General features: G+C 51.6%; 15 protein-coding genes. 3 read left to right on the plus strand and 12 right to left on the minus strand.

Annotation, left to right across the window (positions count from 1 at the left end):
- Positions 1-55 precede the first annotated feature (55 nt).
- The 6 genes from rsmB to ACOTSW_RS00400 form a co-directional block, all read right to left on the minus strand.
- Entirely contained in the window at positions 56-1,468 is a 1,413-nt protein-coding gene (rsmB, locus tag ACOTSW_RS00375) for a 16S rRNA (cytosine(967)-C(5))-methyltransferase RsmB (RefSeq protein ID WP_423680387.1), read from the minus strand.
- Position 1,469: 1 nt separating this feature from the next.
- Positions 1,470-2,108 carry a LysE family translocator gene (locus tag ACOTSW_RS00380; protein WP_423680388.1) on the minus strand — a complete coding sequence of 213 codons (639 nt, stop codon included), beginning with the start codon at positions 2,106-2,108 and terminating at the stop codon, positions 1,470-1,472.
- 25 nt (positions 2,109-2,133) lie between these two features.
- Positions 2,134-3,021 carry a lysophospholipase gene (locus tag ACOTSW_RS00385; protein WP_423680389.1) on the minus strand — a complete coding sequence of 296 codons (888 nt, stop codon included), beginning with the start codon at positions 3,019-3,021 and terminating at the stop codon, positions 2,134-2,136.
- 3 nt (positions 3,022-3,024) lie between these two features.
- Entirely contained in the window at positions 3,025-3,369 is a 345-nt protein-coding gene (locus ACOTSW_RS00390) for a DUF1840 domain-containing protein (RefSeq protein ID WP_423680390.1), read from the minus strand.
- 157 nt (positions 3,370-3,526) lie between these two features.
- On the minus strand, positions 3,527-4,024 hold the full coding sequence (locus tag ACOTSW_RS00395; protein ID WP_423680391.1) for a hypothetical protein: 498 nt from the start codon (positions 4,022-4,024) through the stop codon (positions 3,527-3,529).
- Positions 4,025-4,059: 35 nt separating this feature from the next.
- Complete coding sequence (locus ACOTSW_RS00400) at positions 4,060-5,007, minus strand: DMT family transporter (RefSeq protein ID WP_423680392.1); 948 nt, start codon at positions 5,005-5,007, stop codon at positions 4,060-4,062.
- 231 nt (positions 5,008-5,238) lie between these two features.
- On the opposite strand from ACOTSW_RS00400, the gene ACOTSW_RS00405 reads away from it, so the two are divergent.
- Both ACOTSW_RS00405 and ACOTSW_RS00410 read left to right on the plus strand, forming a co-directional pair.
- A complete protein-coding gene (locus ACOTSW_RS00405) occupies positions 5,239-5,604 on the plus strand; it encodes a hypothetical protein (protein WP_423680393.1) in 366 nt (121 codons plus the stop codon).
- Between the two features lie 12 nt (positions 5,605-5,616).
- On the plus strand, positions 5,617-6,120 hold the full coding sequence (locus ACOTSW_RS00410; RefSeq protein WP_423680394.1) for a GNAT family N-acetyltransferase: 504 nt from the start codon (positions 5,617-5,619) through the stop codon (positions 6,118-6,120).
- Positions 6,121-6,138: 18 nt separating this feature from the next.
- Here the strand turns inward: ACOTSW_RS00410 and ACOTSW_RS00415 are convergent, their stop codons facing one another.
- Both ACOTSW_RS00415 and ACOTSW_RS00420 read right to left on the minus strand, forming a co-directional pair.
- Positions 6,139-6,399: a DUF1161 domain-containing protein gene (locus ACOTSW_RS00415; RefSeq protein ID WP_186896101.1), complete on the minus strand. Its 261-nt coding sequence runs from the start codon at positions 6,397-6,399 to the stop codon at positions 6,139-6,141.
- A 216-nt stretch (positions 6,400-6,615) separates the two neighbouring features.
- Positions 6,616-8,154, minus strand: a complete 1,539-nt coding sequence (locus ACOTSW_RS00420) for a M20 family peptidase (protein WP_423680395.1) — start codon at positions 8,152-8,154, stop codon at positions 6,616-6,618.
- A gap of 174 nt (positions 8,155-8,328) precedes the next feature.
- Between ACOTSW_RS00420 and ACOTSW_RS00425 the strand changes: the two genes are divergently transcribed.
- Positions 8,329-10,521 carry a PAS domain S-box protein gene (locus tag ACOTSW_RS00425; RefSeq protein WP_423680396.1) on the plus strand — a complete coding sequence of 731 codons (2,193 nt, stop codon included), beginning with the start codon at positions 8,329-8,331 and terminating at the stop codon, positions 10,519-10,521.
- Here the strand turns inward: ACOTSW_RS00425 and ACOTSW_RS00430 are convergent.
- The 4 genes from ACOTSW_RS00430 to ACOTSW_RS00445 all read right to left on the minus strand — a co-directional run bounded on the left by ACOTSW_RS00430 (position 10,493) and on the right by ACOTSW_RS00445 (position 15,776).
- Positions 10,493-11,707, minus strand: coding sequence for a DUF1501 domain-containing protein (locus ACOTSW_RS00430; protein WP_423680397.1), 1,215 nt, complete (start codon positions 11,705-11,707; stop codon positions 10,493-10,495). The two genes, ACOTSW_RS00425 and ACOTSW_RS00430, sit on opposite strands and share 29 nt — an antisense overlap.
- A gap of 69 nt (positions 11,708-11,776) precedes the next feature.
- Positions 11,777-13,366, minus strand: a complete 1,590-nt coding sequence (locus ACOTSW_RS00435; protein ID WP_423680398.1) for a DUF1800 domain-containing protein — start codon at positions 13,364-13,366, stop codon at positions 11,777-11,779.
- A 125-nt stretch (positions 13,367-13,491) separates the two neighbouring features.
- Complete coding sequence (locus tag ACOTSW_RS00440) at positions 13,492-14,181, minus strand: DUF2076 family protein (protein ID WP_423680399.1); 690 nt, start codon at positions 14,179-14,181, stop codon at positions 13,492-13,494.
- A gap of 71 nt (positions 14,182-14,252) precedes the next feature.
- Entirely contained in the window at positions 14,253-15,776 is a 1,524-nt protein-coding gene (locus tag ACOTSW_RS00445) for a YifB family Mg chelatase-like AAA ATPase (RefSeq protein ID WP_423680400.1), read from the minus strand.
- Positions 15,777-15,789: the final 13 nt, after the last annotated feature.

Here is a 15,789-nt window from a genome sequence, read left to right on the forward strand (position 1 = left end):
CAATCAGGAAATAAAAAACTGAGCCCCAATGATAACGTGAAGCTCGTGTTTTCCGTTAGCTTTGCCCGGGTTTTTGAAACAAGGCATAGAACAAACCGTCATGTTCGTTGTTTGCATCGGACGGATTGGCCATGGTTGGCAATAATTGCCCCGGTGCATCAAGACGGATGGCACCATGCCGGGCAGCAAAGGCGGCTGCCTGTGCTTCTGATTCGGCAGGCCAGATCGAGCAGGTGACCATCAGCATTTTGCCGCCGGGAGCCAGCATGCGCCACAAATTATCGAGGATGCGCGACGATAAAGCAGCGAGCTGCGCAGTATCGGTTTTGCGGCGTAACCAGCGGCTATCCGGATGACGGCGTACGACGCCCGAGGCTGTGCAAGGGACATCGGCAAGTATCCGGTCAAACGGCTTGTTATCCCACCAGCCGGAACGACTGGCATCACCTTCTTTGATGGTGGCAGATAATTTCAATCTGGTCAGATTTTCCTGTATGCGTTTGACGCGCAAAGGGTCGATATCCAGTGCCAGCAGGTTGATATCGGCAAGTTCCAGCAAGTGGCAGGTTTTTCCGCCCGGCGCCGCACAGGCATCGAGTACTCGCATCCCGTCCTGTACGTCTAACAGCGGTGCTGCGAGTTGTGCCGCCGCATCCTGCACCGACACCATGCCAGCGTCAAAGCCAGGAATACTGCTGACCGGCATTGGCTTGGACAGACGTACCGCAAACGGCCCGATTTGTGAGGCCTCAATCTGCTGTTCTGCTAATAGCTGCAAATAGGCGGCCGTAGTGATGAGACGGCGATTCACGCGCAAGGTCAGCGGCGGTGCATGATTGCCGGCCGTTAAGATCGCTTGCCAGGCATCCGGATAGGCTGCTTTCGTCTGATCCACCCACCACTGCGGATAATTCCAGACCGCCGCCGGTTGTTTCATGACAAGCTTGAGTAATTCTTCTTTTTCACGCAGATAACGGCGTAACACTGCATTTACCATGCCTTTGGCAAATACCATGTGAGCATTGGCGCTGGCAGCAGTCACCGCCTGATCAACCACCACAAATTCTTCATACGGCGCGTCTTCTCCCTCATTTCTTACCAGCAAAGTCAGTGCGCAGCAGAGCAAACCGTACAACAGCGCCGGTTCCGGTGTCTTGTTCGTCATGGCTTTGAGCAAAGCATCCACACGTCCGACCTGACGCATCGTCCGGTAAGAAATATCCTGAATTGCACCACGCGCCTGCGGCAATGCATTGTTTTGCTGAAAAACCTTGGCCAGTGCCTGTGGCAATGCCGTTCCTTCGAGCACATAGGCGACTGCCTGCGCTGCACCGGAAAGGCTGAAAGCCAGTGAATCCGGCTTCAGCTCCAGCAGTGGCGCTGGTGGCTGAGCTTCAGTTGCAGCAGCGACTGTACGAGCCGGTTTGATGGCAGGTTTGCCGAGGATTTTTCTTGGTTGTTCGTGCATATTATTGTTTGGTGAGTAGCAATTTGATTCCCAGACCGACAAATGCTGTTCCGACAAAGCGCTCCAGCCAGAGTTTGTAGCGGGGATTCTGACTTGCGCGGCGCGCTAGTGTACCAGCCAGAAAGGCCGTGCCGCTATTCCACAGCGTGCTCATTAGTACAAAGGTTGCACCCAGCAGCAGAAATGCAGAGGTTTTGTGATTTGCATCAGTTGAGACAAATTGCGGGAAAAACGACAGAAAAAACAGCACGACTTTCGGGTTGAGGATATTGGTGAGTACCGCTTGCCAAAAAATTTTCTGCAGCGGGCGCCGTTCAGGTTCGGTTGAGCGCGCAATCAAGACGGCCGGTTTGCTGAATAACATTCTGACACCAAGATAAATCAGATAGGCACCGCCGGCCAGTTTAATGAGGGTGAAGGCGAGCGCCGAGGTGGCAATGATTGCGGTCAGCCCGAATGCAGATGCGAATGCGTGAAACAGACAGCCAACCGAGATACCGAGCGCAGAAATGAGGCCGGCAGTGCGACCCTGAGCGATGCTGCGACCGACGATATAGGCGGTATCAGGCCCGGGTGTTGCATTGAGCAACATCACAGCCAGACAAAACAAGCCGAAATGAATGATGCCGAATTGTTCCATACTGATTCCTTGGTGATGCTGAGACTCAGGTTCCGCTGTGATAGCTTATTGCAGTGGGTGGTGCGAGATGTTGTTCCTCCAGCCATGTGCGCAGATCGTCAAAGACAGGGGTCGCATCAAGTTCATTAAAAATTTCGTGATAAAAACCCGCGTAATAATGCGCGGTCATCAGTGCCGGTGCGACACCTTTTTCAAAGCGGCGGCTGCCGTCCGGATCGACCAGATGATCATCTTCAGCGACCAGCAGCAGCACCGGTACGGCAATATCTCTGACGTGCTGATGGGTGAACGCCATGGCTGCCTGCATACTGCGCAGCAGACGGGCACTGATTTTAGGGTGTACCAGCGCGTCATTCTGATAGGCCTGAATGACTTCGGCATCATGCGACAGATAGCGGGTTTTCAGACCATTCGGTAACCCGGTTCCAGGAAACAGCGCTAACGCCACTTTGGCAAGTTGCCGTTCAAAGCCGGACATGCGGATTGCTAATGCGGGGGACGACAGTATCAGCGCTTTGAGCGGCGCCAGGTTGGAGGCGGCAAAACGGGCTGCGAACAAGCCTCCCATGCTGTGCCCCAGCAGAATAGGCGGTCCTGCCAGTTGCCGGCTGAAATCCTGAATGATGGTCTGTGCGTCTCTGAGTATTGCCTCGTCGTCAGGCACGTCTCCGGCACCGCCGGAAGACTTGCCGTGACCACGGTGGTCGTAGGTACGGACGGCAAAACCGAGGGCGTTAAAAAAGCGGGCCAGATGCGCATAGCGGCCACAGTGTTCACCCAGACCGTGCATCAGCAGCACACCTGGCGGCGGCTGGTCGCCGTTGGTAGCGAGTGGCCAGTCGCGTACAAACAGACGGGCGCCGTCTTGCATCAGTAAATCAAATTCCTTCGTGTTTTCGATGTGAGCAGTCATGAATCAGACACCCCACACGACGTCTTTTTGCATTTTCTGGGCAGCCTGCAGCATCTCAAGTACCGGAAATGCCCGTGTGGCGAATGACACCGTCACCGACTTTTCATGTTCATTGTCATCTTCGGTCGCATTGTGGTGCATATCGACGTCATGGACGACTTCCGTGGACGCAGGGTGAATTTTGCTCTCGGCAATCGCGGCTTGTATGCTGGCGATCGCTGCGGGTAATTCTGCAGTTGTGATGATGCCTTGCTCGACGTCTTTGTGCAGCAGATCCAGAATGCGCTTTGCATGTTCTTTGTACATGACGATTTCTGCCGCTGCTTTTGATTTGAATGTGATCAGCATAGTGGTCTCCTTATTGGAGTATCAGAGAATAGTTGTCAGATAATTGAGTACAGGTATGCGCTGATATTACCGTGTAAAACGACGCCATGACTACGATGGCAGAGCATAGAGAATCTGATGGAGGCTATCATAATCGGAATTATCTGTGATTGGTGCTTTACTCGGTGCTGAAAGAGCTCATGTAAGTGTCGATGATGTCCTGTTTCAATTGTCGTGCCGGCCCGATCACAATCACCTGATAGACACGCGGTCCTTTTATGATGAAACGCGCCGCCATCGTAACGGCTTCACCGCCAGGTAATTTCCCCTGTACTTCCACCACACCGTCAGGGCTGTCTGCCGTTTTCGTAATCTGTCCCTGTACATTTTTCAGCATTCCGTCTTTCATTGCTTCCGCAACAATGCCAGCTTTGCCGGGCTCATCCAGTCTGACGCTGCCGACAGCAAAATTGACGCCTGCCGCGTCCGCGGCGGTCATCTGCATGTTCAGCTTCAGTCCGGCGAGTTGCACCTCTCGGCTGAAGCTGGCCGTTTTTGCCGGCATCAGCACACGGAAAGGCACATCGCTGCCGCGGACTTCGCGCCAGTCGAACTGCGGACTGCATGCCAGCAGCATCAGTATTGCGGCAGTGCTCAGAATTTTTTTTGTTAACATAGTTTCACTGGCAGACAGTAGAAATAGGGGGAGTATCACTCCTGCTTAATCTGAAACCCGCGTAAAGCAAAGGCGACACCAAGACAAAGTAATAATACTCCCATGAGTATCTGCGGTGCCGGGAGTGTCTGGCGCAAAATGAATGCGTACAACAGAGCCGCCAGAGTTTCAAATACAATCAACTGACCGCTGAGGCTGGTGGCTAATTTCTGACTTGCCCGATTCCACAGCAGCGTACCCAGCCATGATGCCAGTAATCCCAGTGTCAGCATACCCGCAATAAATTTCCCCGGGCTGCTGCCGAACGGGAAAACATAGACCGGTGCCGGCTGCATCATCTGTACTAATCCATACAACAGAAAGCCGCACAGGGCGAGTGGCAGGGTTGCCAAGCCTTGTGCTGTGGCCCAGGTGCCGGAGGTAATTTCCGGGTGATTTTTCAGATAACGGCTGTTCATGATCGGATACCAGGTCCATGCAGCGACGGCAATCAGGGCTAGACCTGTCCCTGTTACATAATCGCTGATGGAACGCTTGCCATCAAGATGGCGTAGCTCTTCACTGTTGACCAGCATGATGCCGCAAAAAATCAGTAACAGCGGCAGCACGAGTTTTTTCCACGCGATAGATTCGGAAGGATGATGCGGTGACCAGTTAGCAAAGACGGCAATCATGACCGGCAAAGTGCCGATGAGCATGGTCGGCAGCGGCGCATCGGCAAGCTGAATCGCACTGGCTAATGCGGCGTAATAAATGATATTGCCGACCGCAGCCAGTTTCAGTGCGCTGCGCCAGTCGGTTTTGCTGAGGGCAAGAATGCGCCGGCGGTCAAACCATGCCGGAATCAGGGCGATCAGACCAAACGCCAGATAGCGGCCAAATGAAAGCACCACGCCGGGATAATCCGGCAATAACAAGGGCGTGATAAATACCAGTCCCCACAATAAACCTGCACCCAGAGCAGCGAGAACGCCGCCTAACATCTTGCCACACTCATTAAAGATCTCTGTTATTGAATCAAGCTGACATCATAGTGGGTTTGATATTGTGAAAGGAAGTTGCGTCACAAAAACAACAACGGGTGTGCCTTTTGCTAACTGATTCAGCGCTATGGGCTTCTTATGCCAGTGGAGTATCATAGAGAACGATAAAACGGCTTCATCTGATCCGGGTGAGGCTGACGAATTTTTCCTCTTTTTTTCATTGGTGCTGCGATGTCGCTTCGTCATTCCGTCCTGCTGGTTGTGTGTCCTTTATTGTTGCTGAGCGCATGTGAACGTCTGGGTATCGCAGATCCGGCGAAGGAAGCGGCACAAAAAGAATCCGATGCGCGGGCAACCGGCAGTGCCTGCCGTCATGCCGGACGCGCGATAGAGGATTGCTACGCGCTCAATCCCGATGCCGCCCGTTCGGCCGTCTATGCCGGATGGAAAGAGATGAACGACTACATGCGCGAAAACAAGATAGAGAATGTGAAACCGGAAATTGCACCGAATGCGCCACCAGTCAAAGAGGAAGAAGCCAGTGCCTCTGAATCCGCATCGGCTTCTGAGTCTGCGTCTGCCAAGTCAAAAAAATAAGCCTGTACCGGTATGTCAGTACATATTCGTCTGATGCGTGAGCAGGATATTCCAGCTGTGTTCCGGGTTCAGACGCAGGCTTACGTGAGTGCAATGGTCGAAGCTGAGAGTATCTTCCGCAAGCGGCTGGCGGCTGCACCTGCGACCTGCTGGGTTGCAGAAGATGCGTCAGCTGGCGTCTGCGCCTACCTGATGGCTTATCCGTCAACCAGCGGGAAGATTTCATCTCTGGGCAGTGATTTTCATCCTGCAACCGAGGCGGATAGTTTGTATCTGCACGATCTGGCTGTCGGTACTGCGATGCATGGACGCGGCGTAGGCGTACAACTGGTCAGACACGCGGAGGCTTACGCGACAAGTGCAGGCTGGACGACACTGCATCTGGTTTCGGTACAAAGTACGAAAGCGTTCTGGCAAAAGCAGGATTTCGTTGAAGTGACGGCCTTATCGCCAGAGCAGGCATCAGCACTGATGACATACTCCGGCCCGGCTTATTACTGTATGAAACAGTTATAGATGAATCGAAGAGAAGGTTTATTCTTCGGTTTTTTTCTTGGCTTTCTGTTTCTGGTAAATGATTTTTTTGCTGCCACCTTCACAGACCCCGACGACGCGCAGCTTGGTTTCGGTATCTTTTGGTACGACTTTGAGAGCGTAATCACTGACACCTTTGCCCTCTAACTTGGCATTGATTTTGTCCATGATTGCTTCGCATGGCGTGACGGCTGCCCAGCTTGAAGCGCTGCACAGCAGTAAGCCAGATACCAGACTCTTAGTAAAAATGGGATTCCTCATTTTGTCTTCTCCTTTTCCATGGATGATTTGCTGTTATAAGAACTCATTTCATCAATCGGGGTGAGATGCGTTTGTCTTATAACGTGGGCTGACAAGGCGGACGAGGCAGTCAATAGCGGGTCTATTGACAACGAGTCCAACGCAGTCCGGCACGCGTTATGAGGCAAACCCTCCGTGAGCGGGCGATTCGGGCGCATTGCTACGTTGCGCCGCTTGCTAAGGCGCCAGCCTTAGCTGCACGTCACGCCTTGCACTGCATCCCGAATCACCTTGCTCGCACTCATCCCTATTGCTGAAATGAGTTCTGGTTAAAAGCTGGTGATAAAACCGTACCATTTCCAGGTAGTTTTTAACAGAGATGCGTTCATTTGTTCCATGAAAACGTGGTAAATCCTCACTAGTTGCCCGGACGGGTGAAAATTTAAATATGTTCGGGCTCAGTTTTTCGAAATGCCGTGAGTCTGTTGCGCCCAGCATCAGACCCGGGGCGACGATGGTATTCGCGAAGACTTCACGTATGGTCTTGTGCAATGTCCGGTAAGCTTCAGAGTCAACCGGCGATACTCTGGATGGTTCAGAATTACCGTTGAGAGAGTTGATACGGATCGCATCATTACCGATCGTGGTTTTGATATGTTCCATCACGCTGGCCTGAGTGTCGCCTGGCAAGGTACGGAAATTCACGGTTGCCTGAATATGTCCCGGCAGGACGTTATCTTTATTCCCCGCATGAATCATCGTCAGTGCCGTGGTCGTTCTCAGCGTTGCGTTGGTACTGGCGCTTTTTTCAAGCTCATGTTGTACCAACGGCGCAAATAACCACAGATTCGATAACAAAACACGGTTCAGACCGTGCATTTCGGGCGCAATGGTTTCAAACATATCGAGCGCAACACCACGGATATTAGCTGGTAACTGATGTTGTTCAAGTTTGCTCAGCGCGCTGCTCATCATACCTATCGCTGTTTTTTGTGGCGGCATAGACGAATGACCAGGCGTGGCATCCAGACTGAGCTGCATGCTGGCATAGCCTTTTTCGGCAACACCGATCAATGCTGCAGACTGGTCGAGTCCTTTTAAAATACCTTCCGTGACCAGCATTCCTTCATCCAGTATGAAATCAAAGCGGATATTCCGGTGTTCTAACAATGCTGCAATCGCTTTCGCACCGTGCAGACCGCCGGATTCTTCGTCATGCCCAAAGGCGAGATAAATTGTCTGGCGCGGTTGAAATCCTGTGGCAAGCGCGGTTTCTATGGCTTCCATGATGGCAAATAAATTGCCCTTATCGTCCCACGCACCGCGTCCCCAGATATAGCCATCTTTGACCTCGCCTCCAAACGGCGCTTCCTGCCACAAGTGCTCTGTACCGGGAGCAACCGGTACGACATCTTGGTGTGCCATCAGCAATATCGGTTTGGCATTAGTGTCCGTGCCTTGCCAGCGATACAGCAAGCTATACTGGGCGACGATATCGCGCTGCAATTTTGCGTGAACCAAGGGAAACGACTTTTCCAGTAAGGTGTGTAATGCAGTAAATGCTGCTGCATGTACCTGCTCCTTGTCCGCCCCCGAGATTGTTTGCAGACGCAGTGCACTTGCCAGACGTTGTGCCGCCCCTTGCTCATCCAGTTGAATGATCGCTGCCGCTTGCACCGGTATTTGTCTGGAAGACTGGCGCAGCGTGTTGGCGCCAATGATCAGAACTAAACTCAGTAAAGTAATGGAGAGAAATAAAAAAATCCGCCTGATCATGGTACTTTCTCATTGAATAGGATAAATTGCCAATTTAGACAGCCTATCATTTCACAAATTTCAGATTCCAGGTGAGTTACGCATCGTATGAATAAACGTTTTTTTAACGCACCCATTGCAGTGCTGGATACACCCGGGCTGAAATTCGATTTTTGATTAAGACTGATTTTCAACATGATACAAACGGGACTCCACACCAGCCGGATTGCCAAAACATTTGCAATCAGTCTGGTCGTGGCTATTTTTTTTGCTGCCGGCATATTTGTCTGGACGCTGCGTTTGCAGGAAATACATAAATGGGAAAAGCAGACTGAAACCTTCAGTGTGGTGGTAGCAGAGAACACCAGTCAGCAAATGGACTTTGCTTATACCGCGCTCGGCAATATCGCTGAACGGATACAAGATCGCTGGAGTATTAGCGCCGAATACCTGTCGTCCAAACTGGGTACTTACGACTTTCATCAGTTTCTGAAAGAGAAAGTCGCTTTATTCCCGGCGATTGAAGTGATTTCGATAATCGACGTCAACGGGAATGTCATCAGTACGTCCAGAAACTTTCCTTCGCCCACCTATAACCTTGCTGATCGCGACTATTTTCAGATGCAGCGCGATCATCCGGCGCAGGGTATTTATCTCAGTAATCCGGTACGTAGCAAAACGACCGGAGACTGGATATTTTTTCTGAGTCACCGCCTGACTGGCAGTGACGGTGAGTTTATCGGGGTTGCCGTCATCGGCATATCACCCAGGTTTTATACCCGGTTTTATGAAAAACTGCATGTTGATGGCCATGTTTCAATCTCACTGCTGAGAGATGATTTTACTTACCTCGCCCGCTGGCCGGATAATGATGCGGCGATGGGGGGGAAACATGATGGTGCTGAACTTCGCCAGCGGATCAAAGATGCCGGAGATAAAAAGTCACTGGTAGTTACCTCAGATACTTCCGCTTTTGAATATGGTAATTCTCATATCACGGCGATTCAGCATATCGAAAAATATCCGTTAATTGTTTACTTTTCTGTGGACGATAAGCTGTATTTATCCGACTGGCGTGCGATCAGTCTGGCGGTTGCCATCGTCACTGCCGCTGCGATTGCTGCTGTTATCGCCGCATTCCGCGTGCTGATACAGTTATTCACACAAAAAGAAAGTGATATGCAGGTGATGACGGAGCTCAAGTTTGAAGCTGATGTCATTAACCGGAATCAGACCAGACTGTTACAAAATCTGACGGAACAACAGAAAGCCTTAAAAGAATCCTCGGATCGCCTGCAGGCGATTTTCCAGAATGCCGCCGATGGTATCGTCATGACTGATGACGCCGGTATTGTCGAGGCCATTAATCCTGCTGCGGTTGCGATCTACGGTTATTCTTCAGAGGAGGTGGTGGGTAAGCCAAATCATCTGTTCGCGCCGGAAGGCAAGCTCGATATGCTGGAAATCGCGATCAATAACGACGATTTTCTGGAAACGCGACGTTTGCGGATAGAAACGGAACGCTTGCGCAAAGACGGCAGTCTGTTTCCGGCGGAATTGTCGATCAGTGAATACAGCCTGGCCGGAAAACGCAAGCTGATTACCATCGTCCGCGATATCTCAGAGCGGCGCAAAATAGACCGGATGAAGAATGAATTTATTTCCACCGTCAGCCATGAATTACGCACACCGTTAACCGCAATTCGTGGCGCACTCGGATTGCTTGTCGGAGGTGCTGCGGGCGGGATACCGGAAAAACTCCAGCCTCTGATTCTGATGGCGCATAAAAACAGTGAAAGCCTGACCCGTCTGATCAACGATTTACTCGATATTCAGAAAATTGAAGCTGGAAAAATGGATTTCACATTTGAGCGCCTGAATTTACTCAGCTTGCTCGAACTTGCTGTGCAACAAAATCAAAGTATTGCAGAGGAGCTCGGAGTCCGGCTGGAAATCGATTTGGACGTCGCAAGGATACAGCCAATTGAAATTAATGTGGATCAGGGACGTTTCCAGCAGGTACTCGCCAATCTGATCTCGAATGCCTGCAAATACTCCCCGCAAGGAGGTGTCGTACGCATCATTGCATTGGTCGTCAGCGCTTGTTCAGTACGTGTGCTTGTCACTGATCAGGGTGGCGGTGTTCCGGAAAATTTCAGGGACAGGATCTTTAAGAAATTTTCTCAGGCGGACTCGTCTGATACGCGGGCAAAAGGCGGAACCGGTCTGGGATTGGCGATTTCCAAAGTCCTTATTGAGCAAATGCACGGTGAAATAGGTTTTTATAATCTCCCCCCGGAACAAGGTGGCGGTGCCCATTTTTACATCGATTTACCGATGACGGCAGCAACGCCATCCCTTATATCAAACCTAAGTCCAGTCCTTTAACACCATGAAAAACGCTGTCGAGTTGTTGCGGAGAGAGGCCATAGATGCGGCTGAACAGACCGCCAAGCACGGCACGATATTCATTCAATACCGGATAGTCGCGATTTTGAAATAATTTGCCGGGTGTCAGAGGTATCTGTTCACCGGAAATCTGGCCGCCACGAATGCCACCACCGAGCACCCAGTAGACGCTACCATGCCCATGATCGGTGCCACGTTTTCCATTTTCGCGGAATGTACGGCCGAATTCACTGATGACAACGACAGTCGTGTTACGCCACTGGTCGCCCATGGCATTTTTGTAGGCAAGCAGACCGCGTCCGAGTTCCTCGAACTTATTTGCCAGCACGCCTGTTTCTGCACCCTGATTCACATGGGTATCCCAGCCACCGACATCAATGAATCCGAGCGCGTATTTTTCCCGCATCATTCTGGCGATACGTTGCGCTTCCAGCTCAAATCCTTTAGTGCTGATCGCATTGCGGTTCGCGGCGTTCATTTCTTCCTGCATTTCTTTGACCACTTCCTGACGAACAGCGAAACCTTCATTGACTTGCTGCGCCAGCGCGGTTTTCCGATACATTTGTTCTATCAGTTGATTCTGGCGTTCGTTGACGCCGGATTTTGCTATGTTCTTTAAGGCAGTGTTTCCGACCTGCGCATTGCCTTGCAGGATCAGCGGAAGTTGGTCGGTAAATGCCATTGCAGGTGTGGACAGGGCGCTATTTTTCCCTCCATTTAATACGGCGGTCAGACGGTTCAAAAAGCCTGAATGGAAATTCCGGCTGGTATTGAGTGCTTGCCCGAGTTCTATGCTGTCCTGTGTTTCAAAATGACTACGGGACAGATCGTCAATCCCGGCAAAAGGAATAAAGGCGATTTCTTTATTCTGATACATAGGGAAGAGCGTGTCGCGCAAGGCCGGATGCAAACCCCAGTCTGCATTCAGGGAAATTGCACCGCCAGGTTCGTTGCCGGGACGTCTGATTGCAATAGTCGGACGGGATTCATAATAAAAATCACTGGCCGTCGGCACCAGAAAATTGCTGGCATCGTAAGCGCCACGTAAAAATACCAGCAACAGACGGTTTTGCGTAGCTGGTGCCGCAAGTAACTGACTACTGTAAGTAATACCCGGCAACGCAGCCATACTGGCCAGGCACTGTAATAATTGGCGACGATTCATGTTGATTTTCATCCGGTCTGCTTGTTCATCATATGCTCAGTTGTCGATCGCTGTACCCGCGCTTATTTGCTAACGGCGCATCATTTCCGGCGAAGCGAGAAATAAGGTACTCCACTCTGCGGGTGTGGCTGCCTGTTGTAATGTCTGTTGTGTATCCTTGCTGAATGTCTGTACCCAGTTTTTGACATACTGGGAGCTTGCAATGGCTGGCGTACGTGGTTTTTCTGTTGAAATCTGCTGATCTGTTTTGAAGAGTGCAGGCGTGCCATAGGAGATACTGCGGGCGACATCAAAGCGGACTGTCATTTGTCCGGGGCTCGCCCAGGCGCTTTCTGTCATGGCGTATCCGTCAGGCGTCTGTCTGCCATTCAATGGCTGCCCCATCATATTGAGCCAGTTGAGTAGTGGCGTCGCGTTGACGATGCAGCTTCCATCATACGCGAGTCGCATGGAAGACACTGCGTAATGCACAGGGTCTTTGAACTTATGCCCCAGCGAGGCAATAAATTCCTGCGAGTCAAACATCGTACGCAAGGTGACAGGAATATCGCCGTCGCTCTGCAGAAAGCTGTCAGCCATTGCTTGTATCAGGTTTTCTGACGGCGTGTCAGAGACGAAATACGTCGCCAGTTTCCGGCTGATAAAACGCGCTGTCGCTGGTTGCCGGCTCAGCAGTGTCAGCGTTTCCTCAACTTCACTGATACCGCGACCTTTGATGTTGTTACCTAATATTTGCTTGTTGCCAAAGTCGTGTCGCTGCGGATTGAATTCAAACAAACCCTTGCGCACATAAAATTTACTTAATTCAGCCTTCATTCGAGGTGTGTCCGTACCCAGATTGACGCCGACCCCAGTCAGCACCCGTGCCAGTTCCTGCACATCTTTCTGGGTATAGCCACTATTGACGCCCATCGTGTGTAATTCCATTAATTCACGGGCATAGTTTTCGTTAATGCGGCCATTGGCATTATGTTCGTTATCCAGATAGCGCAACATCGCCGGGTGATACACGGTGGCTTTGAGTAATTCGCGGAAATTACCCAGAGCATGCGGGCGTATCGCGTGTTCCTCAAAATCACCGACCATGGCCCTCAGATTATGTTTGCCCGCGTGAATGTTGAAATGATTCATCCAGAACCATGTCATTTGTTCCTGCAACTGATTCGGTGAATAGATGTCGCGTAAAAGCGAGCGCGTCGCCGCTTCTTTGGCCAGACGGTTCAACTCTTGCTGATACTCTTTCCGCAGGCTGTCATCGGTGCCTTTTTGCTGTTCGGCGACGATGCGCTTGTGTTCCAGTTCTCTGACGATATTCTCTATCGGTTGCTGTGAAATCGTCAGCGCGCTGATTTGCGCCTGCACTGTTGGCGGTACGACGCTGGTCCGTCCACGCAGCTGCTGATCGAGGAACTTGTCCATGCCAACCGCTTGCAATTGTTGATAAGCAGAGAAGTTATTACCCCAGGTCAACCGATTGAGCAGCAGCTCTGGCTGGACGTTTGCTTTAGTAAAAGTATTACCGCTCGGAGGAAGAAAGCGGGATGGGCCTGCGTCAGTCACCCGGTTTGTCGTGGGTGACGTGGTACATCCCGACATCGCAAAAACAAGAATCAGCAGCGGGCATAACACCAGCAGGCGCTGTAAAGGTGAGTCGCTCATCATGAAAGTCACTTCTCCGGATCCTATCGATGTGTATCAGCATACAACGGATTGTCCGGTGATTGGATGACTGGTAAGTGACGAAATGCAACCGAGTGTGGCGTTACATCAGGAAACGTCACAGATCATACGATGTTGTCACTCTCGTCCGGCAGACTTTCCAGCGGCGAGCTGTCAGTCTGATCCTGATCAAAATAGCCGGGGAGCAGGCCGCCGTCAGCATTGTTGAGATTGGCCGTTGAGGAGTTGTCTGCGATGGCCTGATGCGAATTACCATTTATCAGATGACTGATGCCCTGAAATAAAAAAGCGCCGGCAGCGACACTCGCGGCTGTTGCGGCGACGGTTCCCAGCATACTGCCACCGGTATTACCGAAAAAACTGCTTGCAGGCGCTGTTGCAACGGCAGTTGGCTGGTTGACAGGTGCGGCTGCCATCGCCGGATAGGCCGCTAACGGTGCACCAGTGACAGAAGTCGTGGTATTGGATGGGATGTTTAACGGGCGGCTGCTGGCGCTATTACCCCAGCCGCTGGCGGCAGGATCGAGAAACTGTGTAGGTGCCGCCTGATTATGTGTGGCGTTGAGCGCCTGTTGCTCGCGCAAATCTGCCTGCAGGCTGGCGATCTGGCTGTTCGCATTTGCCAGTGCCTGTTCCAGTAATAGTGCACGTTGCACTAAAAGGTAGCTTGCGTCGGTTTGCTTGCTGACTGCCTCATTGATCAGGCTGGCAGCTTGCGGGTCTTTGACCACGCCTTGTACCTGAACCAGCTGGGCGAGAAAGTTCTGCAGAATCTGCATTTCCTGAGGTGACATATTTTTCTCCTGAAAAAGCACTATGTGCACTATCTGGTTATGACATGGCTTTTTTCAATGCACGCAATGATTCAATGCTCACGCAGCGCGCGCCGGTATTGTATTGCCTCTGCGACATGGGCAGAACTGATCTGATCTGCAGCAGCCAGATCAGCAATCGTACGGGCGACTTTCAGCACACGGTGATAGGCGCGCGCCGACCAGTTAAATTTGCTCATGGCATTTTTCAGTAACTGATCTGCATTCCCATCAGGGCGGCAGTAGGTATCAATTTCTGTGGTGGAAAGTAAATTATTGACCTTACCTTGCCGCCGTTGCTGGCGTTCAAATGCGGCATCTACCCGCTGCGCCACGATTGCGCTGGATTCTCCGCTTGCTTGTTTCAGCAGATCCTCATGCGGTAGTGCCGCTACCTGAATCTGTAAATCGATACGATCCAGCAAAGGGCCGGAAATTTTATCCTGATAACGGGCAATACTGTCTGGCGTGCAGCGGCATTTGCCATTACTATGGCCGAAGTAGCCGCAAGGACATGGATTCATTGCAGCAATTAGCTGAAAACGTGCCGGAAAATCGGCTTGCCGCGCCGCGCGGGAAATGGTGATGTGCCCGGATTCCAGCGGTTCCCGCAACACTTCCAGAACACGTCGGTCAAACTCTGGAAGTTCATCAAGAAATAAAACGCCCTGATGCGCCAGTGATATTTCACCCGGACGCGGCGTACCGCCACCGCCAACCAGTGCCACGGCAGAAGCAGTATGGTGCGGAGCACGGTAAGGGCGCGATTTCCACTTATCGATAGAGAAACCTGACGTCAGGGATTGTACCGCCGCCGATTCCAGTGCCTCTTGGTCTTTCATTGATGGCAGTATTCCCGGAAAGCGGGCAGCCAGCATGGATTTTCCTGTCCCGGGTGGGCCGACCATCAGTACAGAATGACTACCGGCAGCGGCAACCTCAAGCGCACGTTTTGCCTGTAACTGGCCTTTGACTTCGGAAAAATCAGGATAGGCGCGACTTTGCATCACAGCCTGCGGACGATGCCTCTGCAACTTGTTTTCTTCGGCAATCGCAGCGAAGTGTGCACAAACCTGGAGCAGGGAGTCGGCAGGATAAATTGCCGCGTCCGTTACCAAAGCAGCTTCATCGGCATTAGCTCTGGGTAAAATAAACGCGGGTTCTGTCTGTCCTGCTGTCGTGCTTTTACAAATCGCAAAGGTCATTGCCAGTGCACCGCGGATGGGGCGCAATTCACCTGACAGTGATAATTCACCTGCAAATTCGTATTGTTCCAGTGCATCTGCGGGAATTTGCCCGGATGCTGCAAGTATGCCCAGTGCAATAGGTAAATCGAAACGACCGGATTCTTTAGGTAAATCTGCCGGTGCCAGATTGACAGTGATTCTTTTTGCCGGGAATTCAAAGCGGGCATTTTGTAATGCGGCTCTGACGCGGTCCTTCGACTCTTTGACTTCTGTCTCAGGGAGCCCAACGATAGTAAAAGCAGGTAAACCATTGGCCAGATGGACCTCCACCGTGACTTGCGGAGCATCCATCCCATTGAGTGCGCGACTTTTAAGAACCGCCAGCGACATATCCCGAGCGCCC

The sequence above is a fragment of the Undibacterium sp. WLHG33 genome (assembly GCF_049544815.1).
Lineage (GTDB): Bacteria > Pseudomonadota > Gammaproteobacteria > Burkholderiales > Burkholderiaceae_D > Undibacterium.

What these genes read in the sequence shown, in the direction of transcription:
- ACOTSW_RS00410 (WP_423680394.1), top strand. Translation starts at nt 5,617, where the DNA reads ATGTCAGTACATATTCGTCTGATGCGTGAGCAGGATATTCCAGCTGTG.
- ACOTSW_RS00380 (WP_423680388.1), bottom strand. Translation starts at nt 2,108, where the DNA reads ATGGAACAATTCGGCATCATTCATTTCGGCTTGTTTTGTCTGGCTGTG.
- ACOTSW_RS00390 (WP_423680390.1), bottom strand. Translation starts at nt 3,369, where the DNA reads ATGCTGATCACATTCAAATCAAAAGCAGCGGCAGAAATCGTCATGTAC.
- ACOTSW_RS00420 (WP_423680395.1), bottom strand. Translation starts at nt 8,154, where the DNA reads ATGATCAGGCGGATTTTTTTATTTCTCTCCATTACTTTACTGAGTTTA.
- ACOTSW_RS00425 (WP_423680396.1), top strand. Translation starts at nt 8,329, where the DNA reads ATGATACAAACGGGACTCCACACCAGCCGGATTGCCAAAACATTTGCA.
- rsmB (WP_423680387.1), bottom strand. Translation starts at nt 1,468, where the DNA reads ATGCACGAACAACCAAGAAAAATCCTCGGCAAACCTGCCATCAAACCG.
- ACOTSW_RS00440 (WP_423680399.1), bottom strand. Translation starts at nt 14,181, where the DNA reads ATGTCACCTCAGGAAATGCAGATTCTGCAGAACTTTCTCGCCCAGCTG.
- ACOTSW_RS00400 (WP_423680392.1), bottom strand. Translation starts at nt 5,007, where the DNA reads ATGTTAGGCGGCGTTCTCGCTGCTCTGGGTGCAGGTTTATTGTGGGGA.
- ACOTSW_RS00405 (WP_423680393.1), top strand. Translation starts at nt 5,239, where the DNA reads ATGTCGCTTCGTCATTCCGTCCTGCTGGTTGTGTGTCCTTTATTGTTG.
- ACOTSW_RS00395 (WP_423680391.1), bottom strand. Translation starts at nt 4,024, where the DNA reads ATGTTAACAAAAAAAATTCTGAGCACTGCCGCAATACTGATGCTGCTG.
- ACOTSW_RS00385 (WP_423680389.1), bottom strand. Translation starts at nt 3,021, where the DNA reads ATGACTGCTCACATCGAAAACACGAAGGAATTTGATTTACTGATGCAA.
- ACOTSW_RS00415 (WP_186896101.1), bottom strand. Translation starts at nt 6,399, where the DNA reads ATGAGGAATCCCATTTTTACTAAGAGTCTGGTATCTGGCTTACTGCTG.
- ACOTSW_RS00435 (WP_423680398.1), bottom strand. Translation starts at nt 13,366, where the DNA reads ATGAGCGACTCACCTTTACAGCGCCTGCTGGTGTTATGCCCGCTGCTG.
- ACOTSW_RS00430 (WP_423680397.1), bottom strand. Translation starts at nt 11,707, where the DNA reads ATGAATCGTCGCCAATTATTACAGTGCCTGGCCAGTATGGCTGCGTTG.
- ACOTSW_RS00445 (WP_423680400.1), bottom strand. Translation starts at nt 15,776, where the DNA reads ATGTCGCTGGCGGTTCTTAAAAGTCGCGCACTCAATGGGATGGATGCT.